Raw genomic sequence first — 20,467 nt, forward strand, 5'->3', positions numbered from 1 at the left:
CCGTGTCCGGTGGGCCGGAGTGTTCCCATTAACACCCGTGATGTCCTCCTGATCTGTGAAAAGTAACTATAAGTTTTTGCTGCGCAACCCAAAGTAATGGGGTTAGCCTGCGTACCGGCACAGGCTGACGGCGGCGAGAACTGCGAGCACGGCGGGGACGGCGAGGACATGGTGACGGAAGGCGCGGTGGCCATGGTCACCGGTGCGGCACAGGGCATCGGCGAGGCGGTGGCGCGAGCCCTGACCGCGACGGGCACGCGCGTCGCCGCGCTCGACGTGAACGCGGAGCGGGTCGAGCGCGTCGCCGCGGAGCTCGGCATCGCGGTCGCCTATCCCTGCCAGGTCACCGACAGCGTCGCCGTCGACGACGTGGTCGCACGGGTCGAGGCCGATCTCGGCCCGATCGGGCTGCTCGTCAACGTCGCAGGAGTGCTCTGCTCAGGACCGGCCGTCGCCATCAGCGACGACGACTGGGCTCGCACCTTCGCCGTCAACACCGGCGGGGTCTTCCACCTGTCCCGCGCGGTCGCCCGCCGGATGATCCCCCGCAGATCCGGGGCGATCGTCACCGTGGGTTCCAACGCCGCGGGCGTGCCACGGATGAACATGTCTGCCTACGCCGCCTCCAAGGCCGCCGCCGCGCAGTTCACCAAGTGTCTCGGCCTGGAGCTGGCGCCGTACGGCATCCGCTGCAACGTGGTGTCGCCCGGCTCCACCGACACTCCCATGCAGCGCGCCCTGTGGACCGGCGACCACGACGCCCGGACGGCCATCGACGGGTCGCCGGCCACTTTCCGGGTGGGCATCCCCCTCGGCAGGCTGGCCGATCCCGCCGACATCGCGGACGCCGTCCTCTTCCTGGCCTCCGACCGTGCCAGGCACATCACCATGCAGGACCTGTACGTCGACGGGGGCGCCACGCTCCGGTCGTAGCGTCGCCCCCTCCCATTCCTGGATCCCTCTCGACAGGAGACCTCTTCACCATGCCGTCGAACGACACCCTCACAATGTCTCGAATGCCCGACCTCCTGGGAGATTACGAGCCCGGCACCTTCTTCTTCACCTCGCCGACCCGTACCCTGCTCGCCCGGGGGGTGTTCCGGGAGGTCCCCGATTCCGGGACGACGAGCCTGCAGGGACGCGTCGCCTCGGCCCTGCGCGACGCGCTGGACTCCGGCCACCCCAACCCCGTCGTGGTGGGCGCGATTCCCTTCCGCGACGACCGGCCCGCGCGCCTGCTGGTGCCCGCCGCCGTCTGCTGGACGAGCCCGCCGGCCGGTCTCTCCGCCGCCCCCGAGCGGATCACGGGGACGTTCACCGGATTCTGGCCGGTCTCCGACCCCGGCGACTACGTGCGCGGGGTGGAGAAGGCGCTGGTCAAGCTGACCGCCGGAGAGCTCAAGAAGATCGTGCTCGCTCGCACCATGGACATCACCCTGGGCGCCCCCGTCGACGTCGGCCGTGTCCTGCGCAATCTCGTCCGGCGTGACCCGCAGGCCTACGGCTACGCGGTCGACCTGCCGTCGAGCGGCGACACGGCCCGTACCCTCCTGGGAGCCAGCCCCGAGCTGCTCGTCTCCCGCTCGGGCCGCCGGGTCACGACGAACCCGCTCGCGGGGTCCGCGCCCCGCCACCCGGACCCCGTCGTCGACCGCGAACGGGCCCGCGCCCTCCTCTCCTCGGACAAGGACCTCCGCGAGCACGCCCTGGTGATCGAGAGCATCGTGGAGGCGCTGCGCCCGTACTGCCGCAAGCTGTCGGTCCCCGCCGGGCCCTCGCCGCTGTCCACCGCCTCCATGTGGCATCTGTCGACCCGGATCACCGGCGTGCTGGACGACCCGGCGGTCACGTCGCTGGAACTGGCCACGGTGCTGCACCCCACCCCCGCCGTCTGCGGTACGCCCGCGGGCGCCGCGCGCGAGGCCATCGAGGAGATCGAGTCGTTCGATCGCGGCCTGTACGCGGGCCTGGTCGGGTGGGGCGACGCGACGGGCGACGGCGAGTGGGTCGTGACCATCCGCTGCGCCGAGGTCGCCGACCACACCCTGAGGCTGTTCGCGGGCGCGGGGATCGTCGCGGGGTCGGTGCCGGAGACCGAGCTCGCCGAGACCACCGCCAAGTTCCAGACCATGCTCCGCGCCGTCGGCCTGGACCAGGACCGCTGACCCGCCGGTACGGGAGACCGCGCGCCGGCACGGGAGACGACGTGTGAACGCGGGCGGCGGCCCGCGAACGCGGGGACGGCCCGCCGCCGTAGGAAAGCTTCGCCACCGCGGGAAAGACCCGTCACCACAGGAAAACCGCAGGAAAACCGCAGGAAAGGAGACAGTGCCCGTGGCCCTTCCCCAGATCGCCCCCTACCCGCTGCCGGGGGAGGGCGATCTTCCCGAGAACCGGGTGAGCTGGCGCCCTGATCCGTGCCGCGCCATCCTGCTGGTCCACGACATGCAGAACTACTTCCTCGCCCCCTTCGCCGCCGGCGCCTCGCCGCTGAACGGGCTCATCGCCAACATCGGCCTCCTGCGTGCCGCGTGCGCCGCGCGGGGGGTTCCCGTCGTCTACTCGATGCAGCCCGGAGGCCAGAGCGAACGCGAGCGCGGCCTGCTCCAGGACTTCTGGGGCCCGGGGATCCCCGGCCTCCGGGAGAGCGAGATCGTCGCGAGCCTTCTTCCCGCGCAGCCCGACATCCTGCTCACCAAGTGGCGCTACAGCGCCTTCTGCAGGACCGACCTGCGCGCCCGGATGGAGGCCATGGGACGCGACCAGATCATCGTCTGCGGTGTCTACGCGCACATCGGCTGTCTCATGACCGTCTGCGACGCCTTCATGCAGGACCTCCAGCCGTTCCTCGTCGCCGACGCCGTCGCCGACTTCTCCCCGGAACACCACACCATGGCCCTCACGTACGCAGCGCAGCGCTGCGCGGTCACGGTCGTCACCCAGGGTCTGCTGCGCGACTGGGAGCTCGCGCCGCCGCCCGCCGAGGTGGTCGGTGGCGGGTAGCGGGGATCCGGTTCGCGAGGCTGCCTCAAATACTGTCGGGGGGTATTCTTCAACAGGGGAGGCCGAGCGGAGGGGGAGAGATGCACGGATACACCGCCAACAAGCAGGACCATCTACGGCGGCTGCGCCGGATCGAGGGGCAGGCGCGGGGCCTGCAGCGGATGGTCGAGGAGGACAAGTACTGCATCGACATCCTCACCCAGGTGTCGGCGGCCAACCGGGCCCTGCAGTCCTTCGCGCTGTCCCTGCTGGAGGAGCATCTGGCGCACTGCGTGGCCGAGGCCACCGCCAAGGGCGGCGCCGAGGCCGAGGAGAAGGTCAGGGAGGCCACCGACGCCATCGCCAGGCTCGTCCGTTCCTGAGCGCGCCGCGACGGGCGTCGCCGTTCCCGAGCCCGATGCGGACGATCACGCGCCGATCTTCTCGGCCAGCATGCGCTGGAAGTGGGCGCAGCCGGTGAAATCCTCGTGGTCGCAGTCCAGGGCACATTCGATCAGGTGGAGCGACGACCGCGCCTGGGCGACGCGTCGTGTCAGCTCCGCGTGCCTGCGGCGCAGGATGTCGCGTCGCGCCTCCGGATCAGAGGTGGAGATCACCTCCCGGATCTCGGCGAGGGAGAACCCGGCTTCCTTGGCGCGCAGGATCATCGCGACGCGATAGAGATGGTCACGGTCGTAGCGACGACGGTCGGCCCTGATGCGGGCGGGGGTCAGCAGTCCCATGGACTCCCAGTGCCGCAGGACATGGGTGGGCAGGCCGAACCGCTGGGCGATCTCGCCGATGCTCATCATCGCGCCGTCGTCGCTTGACTTCATGTCGACATTAAGTCGCATCCTCGATGACATGTCCAACAACACCACCGCGAACCGAGCGGACCATGCGGGCGACGCAGACCGAGCAGAGTGGGAAGGCAGGGAGGAGCCGGGAGGCGACCCCGTCATCGCGCTGATCCGGGTGCTCGACGCGCTCGACGCCCTCCCCGATTTCGTCCGGTTGCGCGCCCGCTCCTACGACCTGCTCAACCTCACGCCGGGGGCGTCCGTGGTCGACGTCGGCTGCGGGACCGGCCTGGCCGTCGCCGAGATGGCCGGACGCGGCGCGCGGGTGACCGGTGTCGACCTCAGCGAGCTGATGATCGCCGAGGGCCGACGGCGCGAGCCCGGCGCGGATCTCCGCGTCGGCGACGCCCGCGAACTGCCGTTCCTGGACGGGGAACTGGCCGGGTATCGCGCCGAGAAGCTCTACCACGAACTCGACGATCCCGCCGGGGCGCTCGGCGAGGCGCGACGGGTGCTCGCCGCGGACGGGCGCGTCGTCCTGATCGGGCAGGACTGGGACACCTTCGTCATCGACTCCGACACTCCGGCACTCACCCGGACCATCGTGCACGCCCGCGCCGACCTCATCCCCACCCCCCACGTCGCCCGCTCCTATCGCGCCCTCCTGCTGGACGCCGGATTCGACGACGTCACCGTGGAGGTCCACACCGCTGTCCTCACCGACCCGCTGGTGCTGCCCGTACTCGCGAGAACCGCCGGTGCCGCCCGTGACGCCGGCGCCATCACCGCGGATGACGCCGACGGGTGGACAGCGGAACAGGCCGAACGCGCGCGTACCGGACGGCTCCTCCTGGCCATGCCGCTCTTCGTCGCGGCCGCGCGCCGCCCCTGACAAAAAGCGCTGGACAGCCAGTTACGGGGCTGGGGAAGCGGGTGATACCGGTATAGGGCTATTCCGTGGGATCCGCCTCGTACGCGTCCCGATGGTCGGGATCGACGGCGAGCACGACATGGAGCAGGTCCTCGATGGCATGGGCGAGGCGCTGGTCGGACAGCTCGTACCGGGTCTGGCGCCCCTCGGGCACCGCGACCACCAGGCCGCAGCCGCGCAGGCACGACAGATGGTTGGACACGTTCTGGCGCGTCAGTCCGAGCTCGTCGGCCAGGCGTGCCGGGTAGGTGGGTCCCTGGAGGAGAGCGATGAGCATCCGGCAACGGTTGGGGTCGGCCAGCGCCCTTCCGAGACGGGCCATCGCGTCAAGGCGTGTCGCGGCGGTGAGCATGGTTATCACAATACATCAGTTGCTGTATATACAGTGATTGCTGTATAAACACTGGGAGCTGTACCGACGGGGATGGAGCGTCATGGGGCACGGGCACGGGCACACGAAGCCGACGGCGACCGCGGCACACCGCGGGCGCCTGGTCGTCGTGCTGCTGCTGACCATCGGCGTGCTCGTCGTCGAGGTCATCGGCGCGGCGCTGTCGGGCAGCCTGGCGCTGCTCGCCGACGCCGGGCACATGGCCACCGACGCCGCGGGCATCGCGCTGGCGCTGTTCGCCGTCTGGATGGCCGGCAAGCCGGCCAGCGCCCGGCGCACCTTCGGCTACCAGCGGGCGGAGATCCTCGCCGCCGCGATCAACGCGGTCGTCCTCCTCGCCCTGAGCCTCTACATCCTGTACGAGGCCGTCCGGCGCTTCGCCGATCCCGAGCCGGTCGGCGGAACGGTGATGCTCGTGGCGGCCGCGATCGGCCTGGCCGCCAACGCGGTCGGGCTGTGGCTGCTGCGCCCCGGCCAGGCGGAGAGCCTCAACCTGAGGGGCGCCTACCTGGAGGTCCTCGGTGACCTGCTGGCCTCGGTCGCGGTGATCGTCGCCGCGGTCGTCATCGCGCTCACCGGCTGGACGACGGCGGACCCGATCGTCTCCGTCGTCATCGCCCTGCTGATCGTGCCGCGCAGCTGGAGCCTGCTGCGCGAGGCCGTGGACATCCTGCTCGAAGCGGTTCCCCGGGGGGTCGACCTGGAGGAGGTCCGCAGGCACCTGCTGGAGACACCGGGTGTCATCGACGTCCACGACCTGCACGCCTGGACCATCACCTCCGGCCTCCCCGTCATGTCCGCCCACGTCGTGATGGCGGACGGCGTCCTGGTGGACGGCTCCTTCGGCCCGGTGCTGGACCGGCTGCACGAGTGCCTGGCCGGTCACTTCGACGTCGAGCACTCCACCCTGCAGCTGGAGCCCGCCGGTCACGCGGACCACGAGGGCGCCAGGCACCGCTGAGAGGGCACCCGGCCGCGGGTGTCATGGCCGCTCAGGGGTCTGGAAACCGGCTTTGGCCAGCACCTCCGCGCCCTGCCGCGACAGCACGAGGTCGACGAACCGCCTGGCCGCCTCGGGGGCGGGCGCGCCGGACAGGACCGCGATCGGGTAGTCGTTGACCGCTTTTTCGGCCTCGGGGAAGTCGATGCCCCGCACCTTGCCGCCGGAGGCGATGACGTCCGTCCTGTAGACCAGGGCGGCGTCGACCTCACCGAGCTCGACCTTGGTCAGGGTGGCCTTGACGTCCTGTTCCAGCGTGACGGGGGTGACCTTGAGCCCGGCCGCGTCCAGTGCCCTCACCGCGGCGGCGCCGCAGGGCACCTGCTCGGCGCACAGGGCGACCTTGACCTTCGGGCCGGCCAGGTCCGCCAGGTCGTCGACCTTGGCCGGATTGTCGGCAGGGACGGCGATCTGGAGGGTGTTGCGCGCGAAGACGGCCGGGCCGGTGGCCATGGAGGCGTCGGTGACGGTCTTCATGGTGGCGGGACTGGCGGCGGCGAAGACGTCGGCGGGGGCACCCTGGACGATCTGCTGAGCCAGGGTGGCGCTGGAGCCGAAACCGAACCGCACCGTCGTGCCCGGATGCGCGGCCTCGAAGGCCTTGCCCAACTCGGTGAACGTACCGGTCAGCGACGCGGCGGCGAGCACCGTCAGCGTCGTGGCATCGCCCTTGGAGGAGGCAGGGGCTGACGCGGGAGCCGGATCGCCGGCGCCGCAGCCGGACAGGACGGCGGCCAGGGCGAGGGCGAGGGGAACCGTGACGGCCCGCCGGGAAAGACGCCTGGACAACGAGGGCTCCTTACTGACTCACCGTGCTGATCCGGAACGTCACCGGGAACAGCCACCATACCTCGCACATTCATTCGCAAAGAAGATGATCGCTGGCAAACAAGCCATATATTGCCATTTTTCCCAGCATCTGCGATGTCTGGAAACCTTCCGCGCGGACCGGTGCACCGGCCGGACCGGGAGCGCGGGCGACCCCGGACCTCGGTGGTGTGTGGACGGGGTGCGCGAGAGGAGGCATGCTGCACTTCGCGTCCACCGAATGCCGGAATGAATGGATCGGGTATGGATCTGCTGCCCTTCGCCGCGGCGCACGCGACCACGGTCGCGGGCTGGCCCGCCTCGCCGCGAGAGGTCGCGATGTGGTGCGGACGGCACGAGTTCCCCCTGCCGGCGCGGGTCGTCGCCGACTGGCAGCAAGGAGAGGACGTGCGCTCCCACCTGCTCTTCGCGCAGGGGGACCCGCTCGGCTACGGGGAGCTGTGGGTCGACACCGAGGAGGGAGAGATCGAACTCGCCCGGATCATCGTGGCCCCCGGCGCCCGGGGCAGGGGGATCGGGCGGGAACTGGTGCGAGGACTGGCCGCGCTGGCTCGGGACGCGGGCTACGCGAACGTCTTCATGCGCGTGCACCCCGACAATGACCGGGCCCTGCGGTGCTACCGGGGAGCCGGTTTCCTGCCGGTCGACGCCCACCTGGCGGCGGAGTGGAACGTCTCCCAGCCGGTCGACTACGTCTGGCTGCGGCACATCGGCCCCGGCGAGCCCGGTTTCCCCTCCCAAGCGGGCTGATCTTCGCCGAGCCTTCATCGTGAACCGGGCGGATTGATTTCACCAGAACAGGTGAAACATTTAAGTCACGTGATTTAAACAATTTTCCGAGGTGAGGGCCGCGCGGCCGGGGTCATGCCGGCGCGGCCTCCGCGGCGCTCCCGTGCCGCCACCCAAGGGGCCCGATCGGCCTGCTCGGGCCGCTGAACCGGCTCAGGGCCGAGGAGTGGCCCGGTACCGCTCGTCACCGGCGATGCCGCACGAGTGTTCCCCGGCCCACGGTGGAGGAAATGGCCCGAGCTCAATAAGGAGTGGCTCTCGGGCCCGATAAGCAACCCTAATGACACATCCGTTGTCCCAGCGGTATTACCACACCTAGCGTAAATATAAGCCGTGGCCGGACCGAGCGGAGGAGGACACGTGAAATTCGGGATATATCCTGCCTATATTGGAGGCCGAGATGTCGCCGGCGACAACGCGCGGTTCGTCCACACACTCACCGCTCGGGCCCTCATGGAGGACACCTTTCCCAGCCTGCGGCTCAAGCGCGACCTCGATCTGGGAGTCGCCGATCCACACGCGGCAGGGGAACGTGTCGTGGGGGCGTGCGTCGTCGCCGACGAGAGCATGACGGCTCTGGCCCTCGAATCGGCCGCCCGCGCCGCTCCCGAATGGGGCCGTGTCCCGCTCACCGAGCGGATCGAGATCGGACGTCGCATCGCGGAACGGATCCTTGAGCACCTCGATCCTCTCGTCGAGATCCTCGTCGCCGAGGGCACACCGCGCTCCGCGGCCGAAGGCATGATCGGCGGGCTCCCGTCCACCAGTTGGAGCCGGGAGACACTCGAATGGTGCGCCGGGCAGATGGAGTTCCGCCGGCAGGACGGCGAACGCGAGATGATCCTGCGCCGCGTTCCCGACGGCGTCGTCTGCATCAACCCTCCCCAGAACGCCGCGGCGGTCAACGCGCTGAACGGCCTCACCGCTCTCCTGGCCGGCAACGCCGTGGTGGTGCGGGCGCCCCGCGGGGTCGCGCTCAGCTGCATGTACGCGATGCGGGAAATCGCGGCGCCGGTGCTCGAGGAGGCGGGAGCGCCGCGAGGAACGCTCAACGTCCTCTGCGGGCCGCCGATGCTCGACGCCTGGATGGCCAGCGAGCACGTCGACGACGTTCTCTACTTCGGGGGCAGCAAGAAGGGGCTCGAGTTCGAGACCGACTGCATCGCCGCGGGCAAGAAGCCGATCCTGGAGCTCGCGGGCAACGACTGCTGCGTGGTGTGGCACGACGCCGACCTGGACGCCGCGGTGGAGACCCTCACCCAGTTCTTCATGAACTCCGGCCAGATCTGCAACGTGCCCAACCAGGTGATCGCCCATCCGGAGATCGCGGACGAGCTCATCGAGCGACTGGTCACGGCCACCAGGAGGATCCAGCCCGGATACCCGGACGAGGCCGGTGTGGTGCTCACCCCGGTCCTCGGGGTCGACTGGTTCTTCGGCTGCCTGGCAGAGGCACTCGCCAAAGGCGCGAAGCTCGTCCACGGCGGCCGTCGTCTCGAAGTGGACGGCTCGCCGTCCGACACCGGTTTCTTCGTCGAGCCGAGCATCGTCCGGGTCGACGGCCTCCGGGACGCGAGGTCGCTGTCGGTGGTCCGCGACGAGACGTTCTTCCCGCTGCTGCCGATCATCGTCCCCGAGACCGGCGCGACGGACGACGCCCTGCTGGAGGAGGTGCTGACCTTCGTGAACGGCAACGCGTACGGCCTGCGCAACTCCTTCTGGTCCACCGGGAACCCGACGATCGAGCGAGTCCTGGAAGGGGTCACCAACGGCGGCAATCTGAAGATCAATGATTCGCACACCGCCTTCCTCCCCTTCCTGCCCAACCAGGGCGGCCCCGGCCTCACCGGCGGCGCCTTCGGCGAGGCGAGTCACCCCATGCTGCGCACCACCCATCTGCAGGGCGTCAGCGTCATCCGCCCGGCGGGCTGACGCGGACCGATGTGGACCGACGGCGGACCAACGGCGGACTGACAAGGAGCACCCGTCATGACATCTCGCATTCTGAAGGCCACGGTGCCGGCGACGGCCGCCGAGGTGATCGAGCGGCTCGGTGACGAGCCGGCATTCCCCGCGTACGCCCGTGACATCGTCTCCGTCTCCGACACCGGCGACGGGCTCCGCCAGTGGGTGCTGGCCTTTCGCGGCGGTACGGCGAGGTGGGTGCAGCGCAGCCGGGGGCCCGGAGGCGGCCCGCAGCCGTATCGCATCGAATTCGAGCAGGTCAGTGGGGATTTCCAGCACCTCAGGGGCGCCTGGACGAGCACGGACCTTCCTGACGGCTGCGAGGTCGTGTTCGATGTGAACTACAGCACGAGCGTTCCCCACCTCGCGGGGGCGATCGACTCCGCCGTCGGGCGGGTGCTGGTCCGCAGCGCCCACCAGATCATGTTCGCCGTCGGAGGCGCGGTACGTGTCACGGCCGGCGACCGGCACCTTCGGGACCTGCCGGAGGGCTTCACACCGGAAGGGATCATGGGCGACGCGCTTCGGTGACGTTCAGGGTGCCCGCGACCAGGACGCGCAGGGGCGGGCATCCACGTTCGTCCGCCCGGTGTCACCGGCGACCCGATGTGGCCGGGTGAGGATGAATTCCTGCCGCGAGCCGATCGTCCGCGTCGAATCCCCTTTTTGGTCGAGTCACCTTTTCAAAGGAACAGGCGTGACCGCTCAGAGGATCCTGAGGATGCGATTCGCGGAAATCCGGATTGTCACGGCCGGTGGCGTGCCCGGCGACCCGGTGCCGATCGCGTCGCCCTTTGAATGATCTTGACGCCCTCATGGCGCACGACCGCCGAATCCGGGAAAGCGAAAGGCCGTTCCTGATTTCTCAGGAACGGCCTTTGACCTCGGGACTTTACTCAACGTCGGGGTGACAGGATTTGAACCTGCGGCCTCTTCGTCCCGAAGCAAATCGAACTCATGTTCCCATCGTGTTGGGCATGTCCCTGACCTGCTCCAGGACGTACGCGAGCGTCCGCCTGCGTCCGTGATCGTCCGGCGCGGTTGTCACGCAGTTGGTCATGCACGGGACGCCAGCAAGAAGGCGCTTCGCACCCCCATCTAGGGCCGTGCTCCGCACGACATGCGGTGGCTGCAGATCATCCGCAGAGGAATCGGGCCGGTGGCGACCTAAGGAGCAGAGGCAGACCGTCCTAGCGCAAGACTTCGCCACGCCTGGCGATCTTATGACTGCGAAGGGGCTGCCATGGGACCGGCGTTGGGGTGGAAGGGTTGTACGAGGTCGAAGAGGTGATTGAGATCCGGCAGGGGGGTCCCCGGTGGAACCGTCCAACCCCATTCGCGCTCGGTAGGAGTCCAGACATCCTGCAGATGCGGATAAGGGTTGGTGAGGTTGAGTTCGGCTGGGGGTGCGGGGAACTTCGCCGCCAGTCGTGGTGCCTTATTCCAGTACACGTCCACCACGAGCACGTTGTAGCCCCCCGTCCGTTGAATCGCGACGTATCCCTTATTCATGACAGGCTGCCAGGCCAGCCCGCGCGATTCGATCACATCCATGATCGAATCGACGAGACATCTGCCGACATCGACCCGTTCGCGCGGGACACGCAGCTCATCGGCGTAAGCATCCCAAGTCCAAGTGGTTGCCTGGGTACGGTTACGGCGAGCGTCTTTGATCACGTCGTTGGGCCTGACCACTACCTTGAAGTTCGGCGCCGGAGCGGAGTCGCCGATGCGAAGCACGTCGACTTCCACGGCGAAGAATCCGGTCTCGGCGACGGTGTTGGCGTTGAGCCACTCCAGCGCCGCTGCGTGCTCCTCGGTCACCGATTTGGCGATCCAGATCACGACCTGGGCCTGGGTTCCGGCGCAGTACGTGAGCAACTGGCCTAGGTGTCCATGATCTGTCTGTTCAAGCTGGTTCTCGACCACGACCACGCGCCCTTGGGCGTCTTCGAGTAGCAGATCAAGGGCGTATCGGCCAACTGCGTACTCCCGGTGCCGCAATTCGAGCGCGAGCCCGACCGCTTGACCGAGGACATCGAGATTGTCGGCTAGCCACGGAGTGAAGTCTCTGGCCTCGTTCGGCCACACGGAACGCAGTGGCATCGATTCCAGCCTGCCCAGATTCACCATGCTTCTCATCTACCACCTGTATCCGATCGACGAGGCAAAACAGTGAGGAAGATTCTTCGCCGGACGTCGCGATCACAGCCGACTGCACGCTCCTCCATCGAGGCCGTCTTTGGCGAGCCCATTTGCGGCACGGACCGGCAAACACCTGGCTGGAGCGGTTGTCGCGCACTTGGTCAAACACTCGCCAACCAGTAAGAAGGCGCTGTGCACGGACAAGCGCTGCAATATTTGGGGGGCGCTGACCCCACAGTGTTTCAGCATCTCTTCTGGTGGTGGGCGGGGGGATATGAGGGACGGCTGAAGCGTCGGCTGTCCCTCATCGATGAATGCGTACGTGCAGGTCGTGTCCGACCTAGGGACATGAGGGACGCTAAGGACGCTGGTCGCCACATAGTGGCGACCAGCGTCGAGGGGTAACAGGTTCCATGCCCTGTAGTTCCATCACCTCTGTGACTGCCAGCGCCCGAGGGTGGTAGCGGTACGCGTCCCATGGGATGAAGACGTTGTGCGCTGTGGGGATGGGTTCACGGAAGATCCCCGGCCGGTAAAGGTCGGTCAGCACTCCCGCAGTCTCGACGGCCGCCACGGTGTAGACCGTGAAGTCAGTGTGCGCCCGCCTTTTCTCATTTGTTCTGATATTGGCGAGCATCGCACTTACCATCGGCCTGTGGCTTCAGGTCAGGTCTCCGTCTGGGTACCCATCGCCGTGGCAGTGCTCGGCATCTTCGGCGTGATCACTGGACAGCTTGTAAGTGCTTGGCGAGAAGATCGCCGATGGCAACGGGAGTTGGCGCGTGAAGACCTTCGGTGGGAACGCGAACAGGTACGAGAGGGAGACAAGCGCAGCCATGAAGCTCAGCTTCGGTGGGGAGAGGAGCGACTCTCCGTCTACGTCGATTTCGCCAAGGTCATGGGGGAGTGGAAGGAGATCTTGAATGAGGTCGAGACTCTGGAGCGCGAGGGCCTTCAAGCAGCGTCCAGTCTCTTGGATCGCCAGAGGGATCTGAACAATGAAGTCGCTCTGATCGTCGCCAGGATCTCCCTGGTTGGCTCGGGTTTCGTCCAGGCGCGTTGCCATGACCTGTGGCTCTTCTATGAGTCTGCATATCGTGAACAGCTAGAAGGCAACGCGGCATTAACGGCGGAGGGCTGGAAGAATGATCAGTATGCGAATGAGTACTACAGGGTGCTAGAGATCATAAGAGACGAACTGGGAACGCCAGCGAGGTCAGAAGGTGAGCGGCCGGGCTACGGTTCGGCTGCACTGGGTCTCCCTCCGCGTCGTTGGCGGGTCAGCAAGAACGAAAACCAGTAGTCACGCAGTTAGACACTCAGGGAAAGCGAAAGGCCAGCTCTGATTTCTCAGAACTGGCCTTCTACCTCGGGACTATCAACGTCGGGGTGACAGGATTTGAACCTGCGGCCTCTTCGTCCCGAACGAAGCGCGCTACCAAGCTGCGCCACACCCCGGTCACACGCCCGGTCTTGCTCGTGCTTGGAAAAGTCTAGCGGACTTCGTGGGTGCTTGCGTCGCCGCGACGGCGGGGCATCAGGGTCAGGAGGCTGGCCTCGGGGTAGCAGGAGAAGCGGACCGGAGCGTATGGGCTGGTACCGAGGCCGGCGGAGACGTGGAGGTAGGCGGAGTCGTGGCGGCTCATGCCCTTGACGCGGGCCCGGTCGATGCCGCAGTTGGTGACCAGGGCGCCGTAGAAGGGGACGCAGAGCTGGCCGCCGTGGGTGTGCCCGGCGAGCAGCAGCTGGTAGCCGTCGGCGGCGAAGCGGGTCAGGTTGCGGGGCTCCGGCGAGTGCATCACGCCCAGGCGCAGGTCGGCCGCCGCCGGGGCGGGACCGGCGATCAGGTCGTAGCGGTCGAGGTTGATGTGGGAGTCGTGGATGCCGCCCACGGCCACGTCGAGATCGCCGACCTTGAGGCGGGCGGTGGTGTTGTTCATGTCCAACCAGCCCTCGGCGGCCATGGCGGCGCCCAGCTCCTCCCAGGGGAGGGTGGGGATCTTCTGGCCGTAGTCGGCCTTGGAGGTGCGCCAGAGGTAGCGTGCGGGGTTCTTCGGCCGCGGCTCGTACATGTCGTTGGAACCGTAGACGAACAGGCCCGGGCGTGACAGCAGGGGCTCCAGGGCGTGCATGAGGGGCGTGATCGCGTCGGGGTGCGAGATGGAGTCGCCGGTGTTGACCACCAGGTCGGGGTTGAGGGCACCCAGCGAGCGCACCCAGTCGATCAGCCTCCGCCTGCCGGGAGTGAGGTGCAGGTCGGACAGGTGGAGGATGCGCACGGGCCGCTGCCCCGGCTCCAGCACGGGCACGTCGAAGCGGCGCAGCCGGAACGCGTTGCGCTCGACGACCGAGGCGTACGCCAGGCCGGCCAGGCCGACGCCGAACAGGGACAGGGGCACCGCGGCTGCTTTCCTCACCTTCTCATCATGCCCGAGATCGGGCCCTCGAACGGAAACTCGGGATACAGCGAGGCTGGTGAGGCGGCAAGATGGACGCCATGAGCGCATTGAAGGACAAGCTGAAGGCCGATCTCACGGCCTCCATGAAGAGCAGGGACGAGATCCGCACCCGTACGATTCGCATGGCCCTCGCGGCCGTGAACGTCGAGGAGGTCTCGGGCAAGACGGCACGCGAGCTCAGCGACGACGAGGTCGTCAAGGTGCTGGCCAAGGAGGCCAAGAAGCGCCGCGAGGCGGCCGAGGCGTTCAGCGGTGCCGGCCGGGTGGAGCAGGCCCAGGCGGAGGTCGACGAGCAGGCCGTGCTGGAGGCGTACCTGCCCGCGCAGCTGTCCGACGAGGAGCTCGCCGGGCTCGTGGACGAGGCCGTCGCCGAGAGCGGTGCCACCGGGCCGCAGGCCATGGGCCAGGTCATGAAGCTCGTGAACCCGAAGGTCGCCGGACGCGCCGAGGGCGGTCGCGTCGCGCAGGCCGTACGGGCTCGCCTGGCGTCCTCCTGATCCGATCGGTCTGGTTGATCCGACCGGTTCGACTGATCCGGACTGATTCAACCGATCCGGCCGGTCCGAGAACGAGCGCGAGGTGGCGCCCACCGGCTCGGCCCGGTCCGGCCCGTCGGGACGCGCGACCCCTGCCATGGGGCCCGCACGGCGAGAGCCCTCCTCGCCGGACCTTCGAAGGTCCGGCGAGGAGGGCTCCGGCGTTCCGGAGCCTGGTGTCCCGGGGTTCCGTGCGTTCCCGGGGCCGGGGCTCCGGTGTCGTTACGGGACGGGCGGGGCGATCGGGGCACCACCGTTCGGGCCGAACGGGAAGCCGTTGTTGACCTCCCGGTTGTCGCCGCCGTCCGGCGGCCCGAACGGGCCGTCGCCGTTGTCACCCCGGTCGTCGCCCCGGCCGTCCCCGGGCCCGTCGCCGTCGCCGTCCCCGCGCTTCGGCGGAGGCTTGGGCGCGCACCGGCCGGCGGAGCAGCCGCCGAAGCGCTCCATGTTCACCGGGGTGAAGGAGGTCGCCTCGACGCCCTTGAGCGCGCCGAGCATGGAGTCCTTCCAGATCCGGCCGGAGATCGAGGCGCCGTACACGTAGCTGTAGTAGCGCCCGCCGATGGTCACGCCGGTCAGGTCGTACTTGAAGGCGCCGCGCGGGTCGCCGAGGCTGACCGCGGAGGCGAGGTCGGGGGTGAATCCGGCGAACCAGGCGGCGGTGTAGGCGTCGGTGGTGCCGGTCTTGCCCGCCGCCGGACGGCCGATGCCGCCGACCTCGGTCATCGTGCCCTTGGTGAAGACCCCGGACATGATGTGGGTGGCCGCGTCGGCGACCTCCTCGTCCAGGACCTGCTTGCACTTCGGCTTGTAGGAGGTCTTCTTGCCGTCGCGGTCGGTGCTCTCGGTGATCACCATCGGGCTGCAGTAGGTGCCGCGGGCGGCGATCGTCGCGTAGGCGGCGGAGACCGTCACCGGGTCCATCTCGTTGATGCCGAGCGTGAAGGTCTCGAACTCCTTCAGAGCCCTGCCGTCGGCGCGCTTGATGCCCAGGCTCTTGGCCATCTTGACCGTCTCGCAGAGGCCGACCTCCTGCTCCAGGCGCATGAAGAAGGTGTTCACCGACCCCAGGGTGCCGGTGGTCAGGGTCTTGAAGCCACCGCCGCCCTCGCTGGAGTTCTTGACCTCGTGGTCGGGCTCGCCGACCGCCTTGCCCTTGCAGTTGCGGAACGCGCTGTGGCTGGGCGCCCGGTAGCCGGAACCGGTGCCGAAGCCGTCGCCCAGCTTCATGCCCTGGTCAAGGGCGGTCAGCAGGGTGAAGGGCTTGAACGTGGAGCCCGCCTGGAAACCCGCTCCGCCGCCGTGCTCCCGGTCACCGACGAGGTTGTAGCTGATCTCGTTCTTCTTCTTGTTCCTGCCGAAGTTGCGGCTGGCGGCCATCGCCTTCACGGCGCCGGTGCCGGGAACGATCATCGCCTGCGAGGCGACCGGCTTGTCGCTGGTCTTGACGTATTCCTTGATCGCCTTCTCCGAGGCCTTCTGGACCTTCGGGGTGAGCGTCGTCTTGATGACCAGACCGCCCCGCTGCAGCAGCCTCTCGCGCTGCTTGCGGGTCTTGCCGAAGTCCTCGTTGGTCGCGATCTCCTGCCGCACGTAGAGGCAGAAGTACGGGTAGGCGCTCTCCTCGCAGCCGCCGGGGGCCTCGATGTTCTTGAACCCGAGCTTCTTCTTCTTGGCCTCCTCGGCCTCCTGCGGCGTGATCTTGCCGAGCTCGGCCATCCGGTTCAGCACGATGTTGCGCCGCTCCAGCAGCCGGTCGCGGGCGGCCTTGCCCGCGTTTGGGTCGGTCACGCTCGGGTTCTGCACGGCCCCGGCGAGGGTTGCCGCCTCCCACAGGGTCAGCTTCGAGGCCGGCTTGTTGAAGAAGCGCCGGGAGGCGGCCTGGATGCCGTAGGCGCCCGCGCCGTAGTAGGAGATGTTCAGATAGCGCTCGAGGATCTCCGACTTGGTGTACTTCTCCTCGAGGGCCAGCGCGTAGCGCAACTCGTTGAGCTTGCGGGGGAGAGTGGGCGCGATCGCGGCGGCCTGTTCCTCCTTGGTCTCCGCGGCGTTGACGAGCACCAGCTTGACGTACTGCTGGGTGATGGAGGAGCCGCCCTGGACGACCCCGCCGCCCGAGACGTTTCTCACCGCGGCCCGGAAGGTGCCCTCCAGGTCGATCGCGCCGTGCTCGTAGAACCGGTCGTCCTCGATCGCCACGATCGCCGTCTTCATGACGTCGGCGACCTCGTCCAGCTTCACCGACTCGCGGTTCTCGAAGTAGAACTGGGCGAACTGCTTGCCGTTGGCGTCGAGCAGGGTGGTCTTCTCGGCGAGGGGGGGCTCCTTGAGCTCTTCGGGGAGAAGGCGCAGCTCGTTCGTCGCCGCGTTCACCGTCATCCCCGCGCCACCCACGGCCGGAAGCGCCACCGCGGCGACGAGCACGCCCGTGACGGCGGCCGCGCCGAGCAACTTCAGCACGTTACCGGCAGCGCCGATCACAGACCTCTGGTCTTTGCCTTGAGCTTGCACAGGACCCAGGGTACGTCGGACGGATGACGCGAACGGTAACGGAACGCCATCTTAGCTTGGCTTTGTCCTGTTATCTCAGGCAGGTGACTAGTCATTCCCGGCCAGATGGCCGTGGATGACCATGTGAGAATTTGGTCCCGCCGGGGTCTGTCGGCCCGAACGTCTGGTTGCGTACGTTCTCTTTCTGCAGCAATTGAATACCGAGGCCCGACGCCCGCGCCCGTCGGCCCAAGTCACGACTGACCACCTAAAGGGGAGTGGGGTCGAATGTGGATCACGGATTGGACCTCCCGTGCGGCCTGTAAGGGTGCGGATCCTGACGCTTTGTTCGTTCAGGGTGCTGCCCAGAACCGAGCGAAGCTGATCTGCCGAGGATGCCCGGTCCGGACCGAGTGCCTCGCCGATGCGCTGGACAATCGCATCGAGTTCGGGGTGTGGGGCGGGATGACCGAGCGCGAACGCCGAGCGCTGTTGCGCCGGCGACCGGATGTCGACTCCTGGCGGGACCTGCTGGAGTTGGCCAAAGAGGAATACGAGCGGACTAATGAGCTGATCGCCGGCTGAGTTCGCGCCCATCCCGTACGGCTGGCGCCGAGCGCCAGCCGTACACGCATGTCACGGGCCGGAGAGAGCGCGCGTCGCGCGTGTTCTCCGGGTCCGTCCGACGGAGGCTTCTCCGGGTCGCCCGACAGGCGGGTCACCTGGCAGCGGGTCGCCCGGCGGCGGCGTCCGGAGCGCCACCCGGGCCCGGCGACCCGGGGTCACACCGCCGTACGGCTAGCGGGCGGCCAGGAGGTCGCCCACCTCGCGCAGCCCCTCCAGGTCGTGCACGTCCTGCGCCATGGCGGGGACCCGCGCCACGGGCACGGTGGGGTGGGCGGAGATGAAGTGCTCCTCCTCGCGTCGCTCGCGAGCGGCCAGCTGCATCCGCCCGGCGTGCAACCGCAGCACGGCGGAGGTGAGCTCGTGCTCGCCGCGCGACTCCAGGTCCTCCGCGGCGGCGGTGCTCCGCGCCCCGGACAGCATGGACGCGGGCGAGCGGTGCACCCGGTTGACGACGAGACCCGCCAGGGGCATGCGCTCCTCGGCCAGCCTCTCCACGAAGTAGGACGCCTCGCGCATCGCGTCGCGCTCGGGCGAGGCCACGACGACGAACGCCGTCCCCGGGGCCTGCAGGAGCCGGTAGGTCTGATCCGCCCGCGCCCTGAAACCACCGAAGACGGCGTCCAGCGCGGACACGAACGTCTGCAGGTCCTTGAGCACCTGCGCGCCCAGCAGCTTGGTCAGCGCCCCTGCGACGATGCCGAAACCCGCGTTGAACAGCTTGAACGCGCTGCGTCCCCCGGCCTTGGCGGGAAGCATGAGCACCCGGATCAGCTTGCCGTCGAGGAAGCGGCCGAGCCGCTCGGGAGCGTCGAGGAAGTCGAGCGCGGAGCGGGACGGCGGGGTGTCGACGATGATCAGATCCCATTCGTCCGACCGCCTGAGCTGGCCCAGCTTTTCCATCGCCATGTACTCCTGCGTGCCGGAGAAGCTGGACGACAGGGACTGGTAGAAGGGGTTCGTCAGGATCTGGCGGGCTCGCTCGGGGTCGGCGTGCGCCTCGATGATCTCGTCGAAGGTCCGCTTCATGTCGAGCATCATGGCGTGCAGCCGGCCGTCCCCCTCGACCCCCATGACGGGCCTGGGGGTGTTGTCGAGTTCGGTGAGTCCCATCGACTGCGCGAGCCGCCGCGCGGGGTCGACCGTGAGCACCACGGCGGAACGGCCGCGCTCGGCCGCGCGCAGCCCCAGTGCCGCGGCGGTGGTGGTCTTCCCGACACCGCCGGAGCCGCAGCAGACGACGATCCGGGTGTTCGGATCGTCGATGATCGCGTCGAGGTCGAGGAACGGAGGGGTCTTCACGCTGCTCCCTGGGTGCGGATCGATTCCGCCAGCTCGTACAGCCCCGACAGGTCCACTCCGTCGGCCAGCAACGGCAGGTCGTAGCGGGGACGGGCGGACTTGTCCAGCGACAGCCTCTCATCCCGCTCCAGCTCGGTGCGGCGGGCGTGCTCGGCGATCTCCTCGGTCAGGGCCTCGGCCATCGCGACCGCGGCGGGGCCGCCGTCGGTGAGTCCGGCGGCCTTGAGGCCGAGCACCAGCTCGGCCGGGTCGAGCCTGTCCTCGGCGGCGGCGTCCAGTACGGCGGCGGGGAGCAGTGACTCGCGGATCATGTTGACGAAGATCCCGCCAGGGGGGAGCCCGGCGGCGCGGAGCTCGCGCAGGCCGTCCAGAGTCTCCTGGACCGGCATCTCCTCCAGGAGCGTGACGAAGTGCACGGCGGTCTCGGGTGAGGAGACGACGCCGTTCACCAGGTCGGCGTGGTTCTTGATCGGACCGACCCTGGCCAGCCCCGCGACCTCGTTGGTGACGTTGAGGAAGCGCGCGATCCTGCCGGTCGGCGGCGCGTCCAGCACGACCGCGTCGTAGGTCCTCCTGCCGTCCTTGCCCTTGCGCCGGACGGCCTCGCTCGTCTTGCCGGTGACCAGGACGTCACGGAAGCCGGGGGCGATGGTGGTGGCGAAGTCGACGATGCCGATCTTGCTGAGCGCCCGGCCCGCCCTGCGCATGCCGTAGAACATCTCGAGGTACTCGAGCATGGCCTCCTCGGCGTCGATGGCCAGCGCGTAGACGTCCCCGCCGCCGGGCGCGACGGCGATCTTGCGCTCCTCGTACGGCAGGGGCGGCAGGTCGAAGACCCGGGAGATCCCTTGGCGGCCCTCGACCTCGACCAGCAGGACCTTTCTGCCACCCGCCGCGAGGGCGAGCGCGAGTGCGGCGGCCACCGTGGTCTTGCCGGTGCCGCCCTTGCCGGTGACGACGTGAAGGCGTACGCCGTCCCAATCGGTGTCGCGAGCTCTCACCCTTCGAAGGCTACCCAACGGCTACTTGACAACTCCTCGGCACCTTCCCCCGGAGGGCCCGCACCGGCACGCCCCTCCGGCGGGCGAGGGCGGCCGCGCCCGGTCGCGGGCGCCCGTCCGGAGAGCAGTCGAGATGCCTTCTTTGGGGGCATTTGCTGCGAATCGCCCTGTTCAGCGCGGTCGTGTGGCCTGTACGCGCCGGGGCCGGGCCCGCCGGGGAGCCG

General features: G+C 68.5%; 20 protein-coding genes and 1 tRNA gene. 12 read left to right on the plus strand and 9 right to left on the minus strand.

What is annotated here, in order from left to right; all coding sequences use genetic code 11:
* The first annotated feature begins 168 nt into the window (after positions 1-168).
* The 4 genes from ACTOQ2_RS15715 to ACTOQ2_RS15730 all read left to right on the plus strand — a co-directional run bounded on the left by ACTOQ2_RS15715 (position 169) and on the right by ACTOQ2_RS15730 (position 3,365).
* Positions 169-933, plus strand: coding sequence for a 2,3-dihydro-2,3-dihydroxybenzoate dehydrogenase (locus ACTOQ2_RS15715; protein WP_440100475.1), 765 nt, complete (start codon positions 169-171; stop codon positions 931-933).
* Between the two features lie 83 nt (positions 934-1,016).
* Entirely contained in the window at positions 1,017-2,165 is a 1,149-nt protein-coding gene (gene dhbC / locus ACTOQ2_RS15720) for an isochorismate synthase DhbC (protein ID WP_440100306.1), read from the plus strand.
* A 169-nt stretch (positions 2,166-2,334) separates the two neighbouring features.
* Positions 2,335-3,003 (plus strand): isochorismatase family protein, encoded by a 669-nt coding sequence (locus ACTOQ2_RS15725; protein WP_440100307.1) that lies wholly within the window; start codon positions 2,335-2,337, stop codon positions 3,001-3,003.
* Positions 3,004-3,083: 80 nt separating this feature from the next.
* Positions 3,084-3,365 (plus strand): metal-sensitive transcriptional regulator, encoded by a 282-nt coding sequence (locus tag ACTOQ2_RS15730; RefSeq protein WP_440067783.1) that lies wholly within the window; start codon positions 3,084-3,086, stop codon positions 3,363-3,365.
* A 45-nt stretch (positions 3,366-3,410) separates the two neighbouring features.
* Here the strand turns inward: ACTOQ2_RS15730 and ACTOQ2_RS15735 are convergent, their stop codons facing one another.
* Positions 3,411-3,818, minus strand: coding sequence for a MerR family transcriptional regulator (locus tag ACTOQ2_RS15735; protein WP_440100308.1), 408 nt, complete (start codon positions 3,816-3,818; stop codon positions 3,411-3,413).
* Positions 3,819-3,846: 28 nt separating this feature from the next.
* Here ACTOQ2_RS15735 and ACTOQ2_RS15740 point away from each other — a divergent pair, with 28 nt between their 5' ends.
* A complete protein-coding gene (locus ACTOQ2_RS15740) occupies positions 3,847-4,674 on the plus strand; it encodes a methyltransferase domain-containing protein (protein WP_440100309.1) in 828 nt (275 codons plus the stop codon).
* A 58-nt stretch (positions 4,675-4,732) separates the two neighbouring features.
* On the opposite strand, the gene cmtR is transcribed toward ACTOQ2_RS15740, so the two are convergent.
* The gene (gene cmtR / locus ACTOQ2_RS15745) at positions 4,733-5,065 is read right to left on the minus strand and encodes a Cd(II)/Pb(II)-sensing metalloregulatory transcriptional regulator CmtR (protein WP_440100310.1); all 333 of its coding nucleotides are present in this window, start codon (positions 5,063-5,065) and stop codon (positions 4,733-4,735) included.
* 82 nt (positions 5,066-5,147) lie between these two features.
* On the opposite strand from cmtR, the gene ACTOQ2_RS15750 reads away from it, so the two are divergent.
* Positions 5,148-6,065: a cation diffusion facilitator family transporter gene (locus ACTOQ2_RS15750; RefSeq protein WP_440100311.1), complete on the plus strand. Its 918-nt coding sequence runs from the start codon at positions 5,148-5,150 to the stop codon at positions 6,063-6,065.
* Between the two features lie 21 nt (positions 6,066-6,086).
* Here the strand turns inward: ACTOQ2_RS15750 and modA are convergent, their stop codons facing one another.
* Positions 6,087-6,893: a molybdate ABC transporter substrate-binding protein gene (gene modA / locus ACTOQ2_RS15755; RefSeq protein WP_440100312.1), complete on the minus strand. Its 807-nt coding sequence runs from the start codon at positions 6,891-6,893 to the stop codon at positions 6,087-6,089.
* Between the two features lie 282 nt (positions 6,894-7,175).
* Between modA and ACTOQ2_RS15760 the strand changes: the two genes are divergently transcribed.
* From ACTOQ2_RS15760 to ACTOQ2_RS15770, 3 genes are all read left to right on the plus strand, one after another.
* Entirely contained in the window at positions 7,176-7,682 is a 507-nt protein-coding gene (locus ACTOQ2_RS15760; protein ID WP_440100313.1) for a GNAT family N-acetyltransferase, read from the plus strand.
* A gap of 399 nt (positions 7,683-8,081) precedes the next feature.
* On the plus strand, positions 8,082-9,653 hold the full coding sequence (locus ACTOQ2_RS15765) for an aldehyde dehydrogenase family protein (protein ID WP_440100314.1): 1,572 nt from the start codon (positions 8,082-8,084) through the stop codon (positions 9,651-9,653).
* A 57-nt stretch (positions 9,654-9,710) separates the two neighbouring features.
* Positions 9,711-10,217: a type II toxin-antitoxin system RatA family toxin gene (locus tag ACTOQ2_RS15770; RefSeq protein WP_440067799.1), complete on the plus strand. Its 507-nt coding sequence runs from the start codon at positions 9,711-9,713 to the stop codon at positions 10,215-10,217.
* Positions 10,218-10,907: 690 nt separating this feature from the next.
* Here ACTOQ2_RS15770 and ACTOQ2_RS15775 read toward each other — a convergent pair.
* On the minus strand, positions 10,908-11,828 hold the full coding sequence (locus ACTOQ2_RS15775) for a hypothetical protein (protein ID WP_440100315.1): 921 nt from the start codon (positions 11,826-11,828) through the stop codon (positions 10,908-10,910).
* Between the two features lie 658 nt (positions 11,829-12,486).
* Between ACTOQ2_RS15775 and ACTOQ2_RS15780 the strand changes: the two genes are divergently transcribed.
* Positions 12,487-13,134, plus strand: a complete 648-nt coding sequence (locus ACTOQ2_RS15780; RefSeq protein ID WP_440100316.1) for a hypothetical protein — start codon at positions 12,487-12,489, stop codon at positions 13,132-13,134.
* An 81-nt stretch (positions 13,135-13,215) separates the two neighbouring features.
* On the opposite strand, the gene ACTOQ2_RS15785 is transcribed toward ACTOQ2_RS15780, so the two are convergent.
* Together ACTOQ2_RS15785 and ACTOQ2_RS15790 are read right to left on the minus strand one after the other, a co-directional pair.
* Positions 13,216-13,289 (minus strand) — tRNA-Pro (locus ACTOQ2_RS15785).
* A 35-nt stretch (positions 13,290-13,324) separates the two neighbouring features.
* Positions 13,325-14,248: a metallophosphoesterase gene (locus tag ACTOQ2_RS15790; protein ID WP_362689912.1), complete on the minus strand. Its 924-nt coding sequence runs from the start codon at positions 14,246-14,248 to the stop codon at positions 13,325-13,327.
* Positions 14,249-14,328: 80 nt separating this feature from the next.
* Between ACTOQ2_RS15790 and ACTOQ2_RS15795 the strand changes: the two genes are divergently transcribed.
* A complete protein-coding gene (locus tag ACTOQ2_RS15795; protein ID WP_362689915.1) occupies positions 14,329-14,787 on the plus strand; it encodes a GatB/YqeY domain-containing protein in 459 nt (152 codons plus the stop codon).
* A gap of 261 nt (positions 14,788-15,048) precedes the next feature.
* On the opposite strand, the gene ACTOQ2_RS15800 is transcribed toward ACTOQ2_RS15795, so the two are convergent.
* Positions 15,049-17,286, minus strand: a complete 2,238-nt coding sequence (locus ACTOQ2_RS15800; RefSeq protein ID WP_440100317.1) for a transglycosylase domain-containing protein — start codon at positions 17,284-17,286, stop codon at positions 15,049-15,051.
* 318 nt (positions 17,287-17,604) lie between these two features.
* Between ACTOQ2_RS15800 and ACTOQ2_RS15805 the strand changes: the two genes are divergently transcribed.
* On the plus strand, positions 17,605-17,901 hold the full coding sequence (locus ACTOQ2_RS15805; protein WP_012887233.1) for a WhiB family transcriptional regulator: 297 nt from the start codon (positions 17,605-17,607) through the stop codon (positions 17,899-17,901).
* Between the two features lie 213 nt (positions 17,902-18,114).
* Here the strand turns inward: ACTOQ2_RS15805 and ACTOQ2_RS15810 are convergent, their stop codons facing one another.
* Both ACTOQ2_RS15810 and ACTOQ2_RS15815 read right to left on the minus strand, forming a co-directional pair.
* Positions 18,115-19,242, minus strand: coding sequence for an ArsA family ATPase (locus ACTOQ2_RS15810; RefSeq protein ID WP_440083818.1), 1,128 nt, complete (start codon positions 19,240-19,242; stop codon positions 18,115-18,117).
* Positions 19,239-20,243, minus strand: coding sequence for an ArsA-related P-loop ATPase (locus ACTOQ2_RS15815; RefSeq protein WP_440100318.1), 1,005 nt, complete (start codon positions 20,241-20,243; stop codon positions 19,239-19,241). Before ACTOQ2_RS15815 ends, ACTOQ2_RS15810 begins: the two co-directional genes overlap by 4 nt.
* Positions 20,244-20,467: the final 224 nt, after the last annotated feature.

Source organism: Streptosporangium sp. H16 (assembly GCF_051918855.1).
GTDB lineage: Bacteria > Actinomycetota > Actinomycetes > Streptosporangiales > Streptosporangiaceae > Streptosporangium.

What these genes read in the sequence shown, in the direction of transcription:
- ACTOQ2_RS15715 (WP_440100475.1), top strand. Translation starts at nt 169, where the DNA reads ATGGTGACGGAAGGCGCGGTGGCCATGGTCACCGGTGCGGCACAGGGC.
- dhbC (WP_440100306.1), top strand. Translation starts at nt 1,017, where the DNA reads ATGCCCGACCTCCTGGGAGATTACGAGCCCGGCACCTTCTTCTTCACC.
- ACTOQ2_RS15730 (WP_440067783.1), top strand. Translation starts at nt 3,084, where the DNA reads ATGCACGGATACACCGCCAACAAGCAGGACCATCTACGGCGGCTGCGC.
- ACTOQ2_RS15735 (WP_440100308.1), bottom strand. Translation starts at nt 3,818, where the DNA reads ATGAAGTCAAGCGACGACGGCGCGATGATGAGCATCGGCGAGATCGCC.
- ACTOQ2_RS15740 (WP_440100309.1), top strand. Translation starts at nt 3,847, where the DNA reads ATGTCCAACAACACCACCGCGAACCGAGCGGACCATGCGGGCGACGCA.
- cmtR (WP_440100310.1), bottom strand. Translation starts at nt 5,065, where the DNA reads ATGCTCACCGCCGCGACACGCCTTGACGCGATGGCCCGTCTCGGAAGG.
- ACTOQ2_RS15750 (WP_440100311.1), top strand. Translation starts at nt 5,148, where the DNA reads ATGGGGCACGGGCACGGGCACACGAAGCCGACGGCGACCGCGGCACAC.
- ACTOQ2_RS15760 (WP_440100313.1), top strand. Translation starts at nt 7,176, where the DNA reads ATGGATCTGCTGCCCTTCGCCGCGGCGCACGCGACCACGGTCGCGGGC.
- ACTOQ2_RS15770 (WP_440067799.1), top strand. Translation starts at nt 9,711, where the DNA reads ATGACATCTCGCATTCTGAAGGCCACGGTGCCGGCGACGGCCGCCGAG.
- ACTOQ2_RS15775 (WP_440100315.1), bottom strand. Translation starts at nt 11,828, where the DNA reads ATGAGAAGCATGGTGAATCTGGGCAGGCTGGAATCGATGCCACTGCGT.
- ACTOQ2_RS15795 (WP_362689915.1), top strand. Translation starts at nt 14,329, where the DNA reads ATGAGCGCATTGAAGGACAAGCTGAAGGCCGATCTCACGGCCTCCATG.
- ACTOQ2_RS15805 (WP_012887233.1), top strand. Translation starts at nt 17,605, where the DNA reads ATGTGGATCACGGATTGGACCTCCCGTGCGGCCTGTAAGGGTGCGGAT.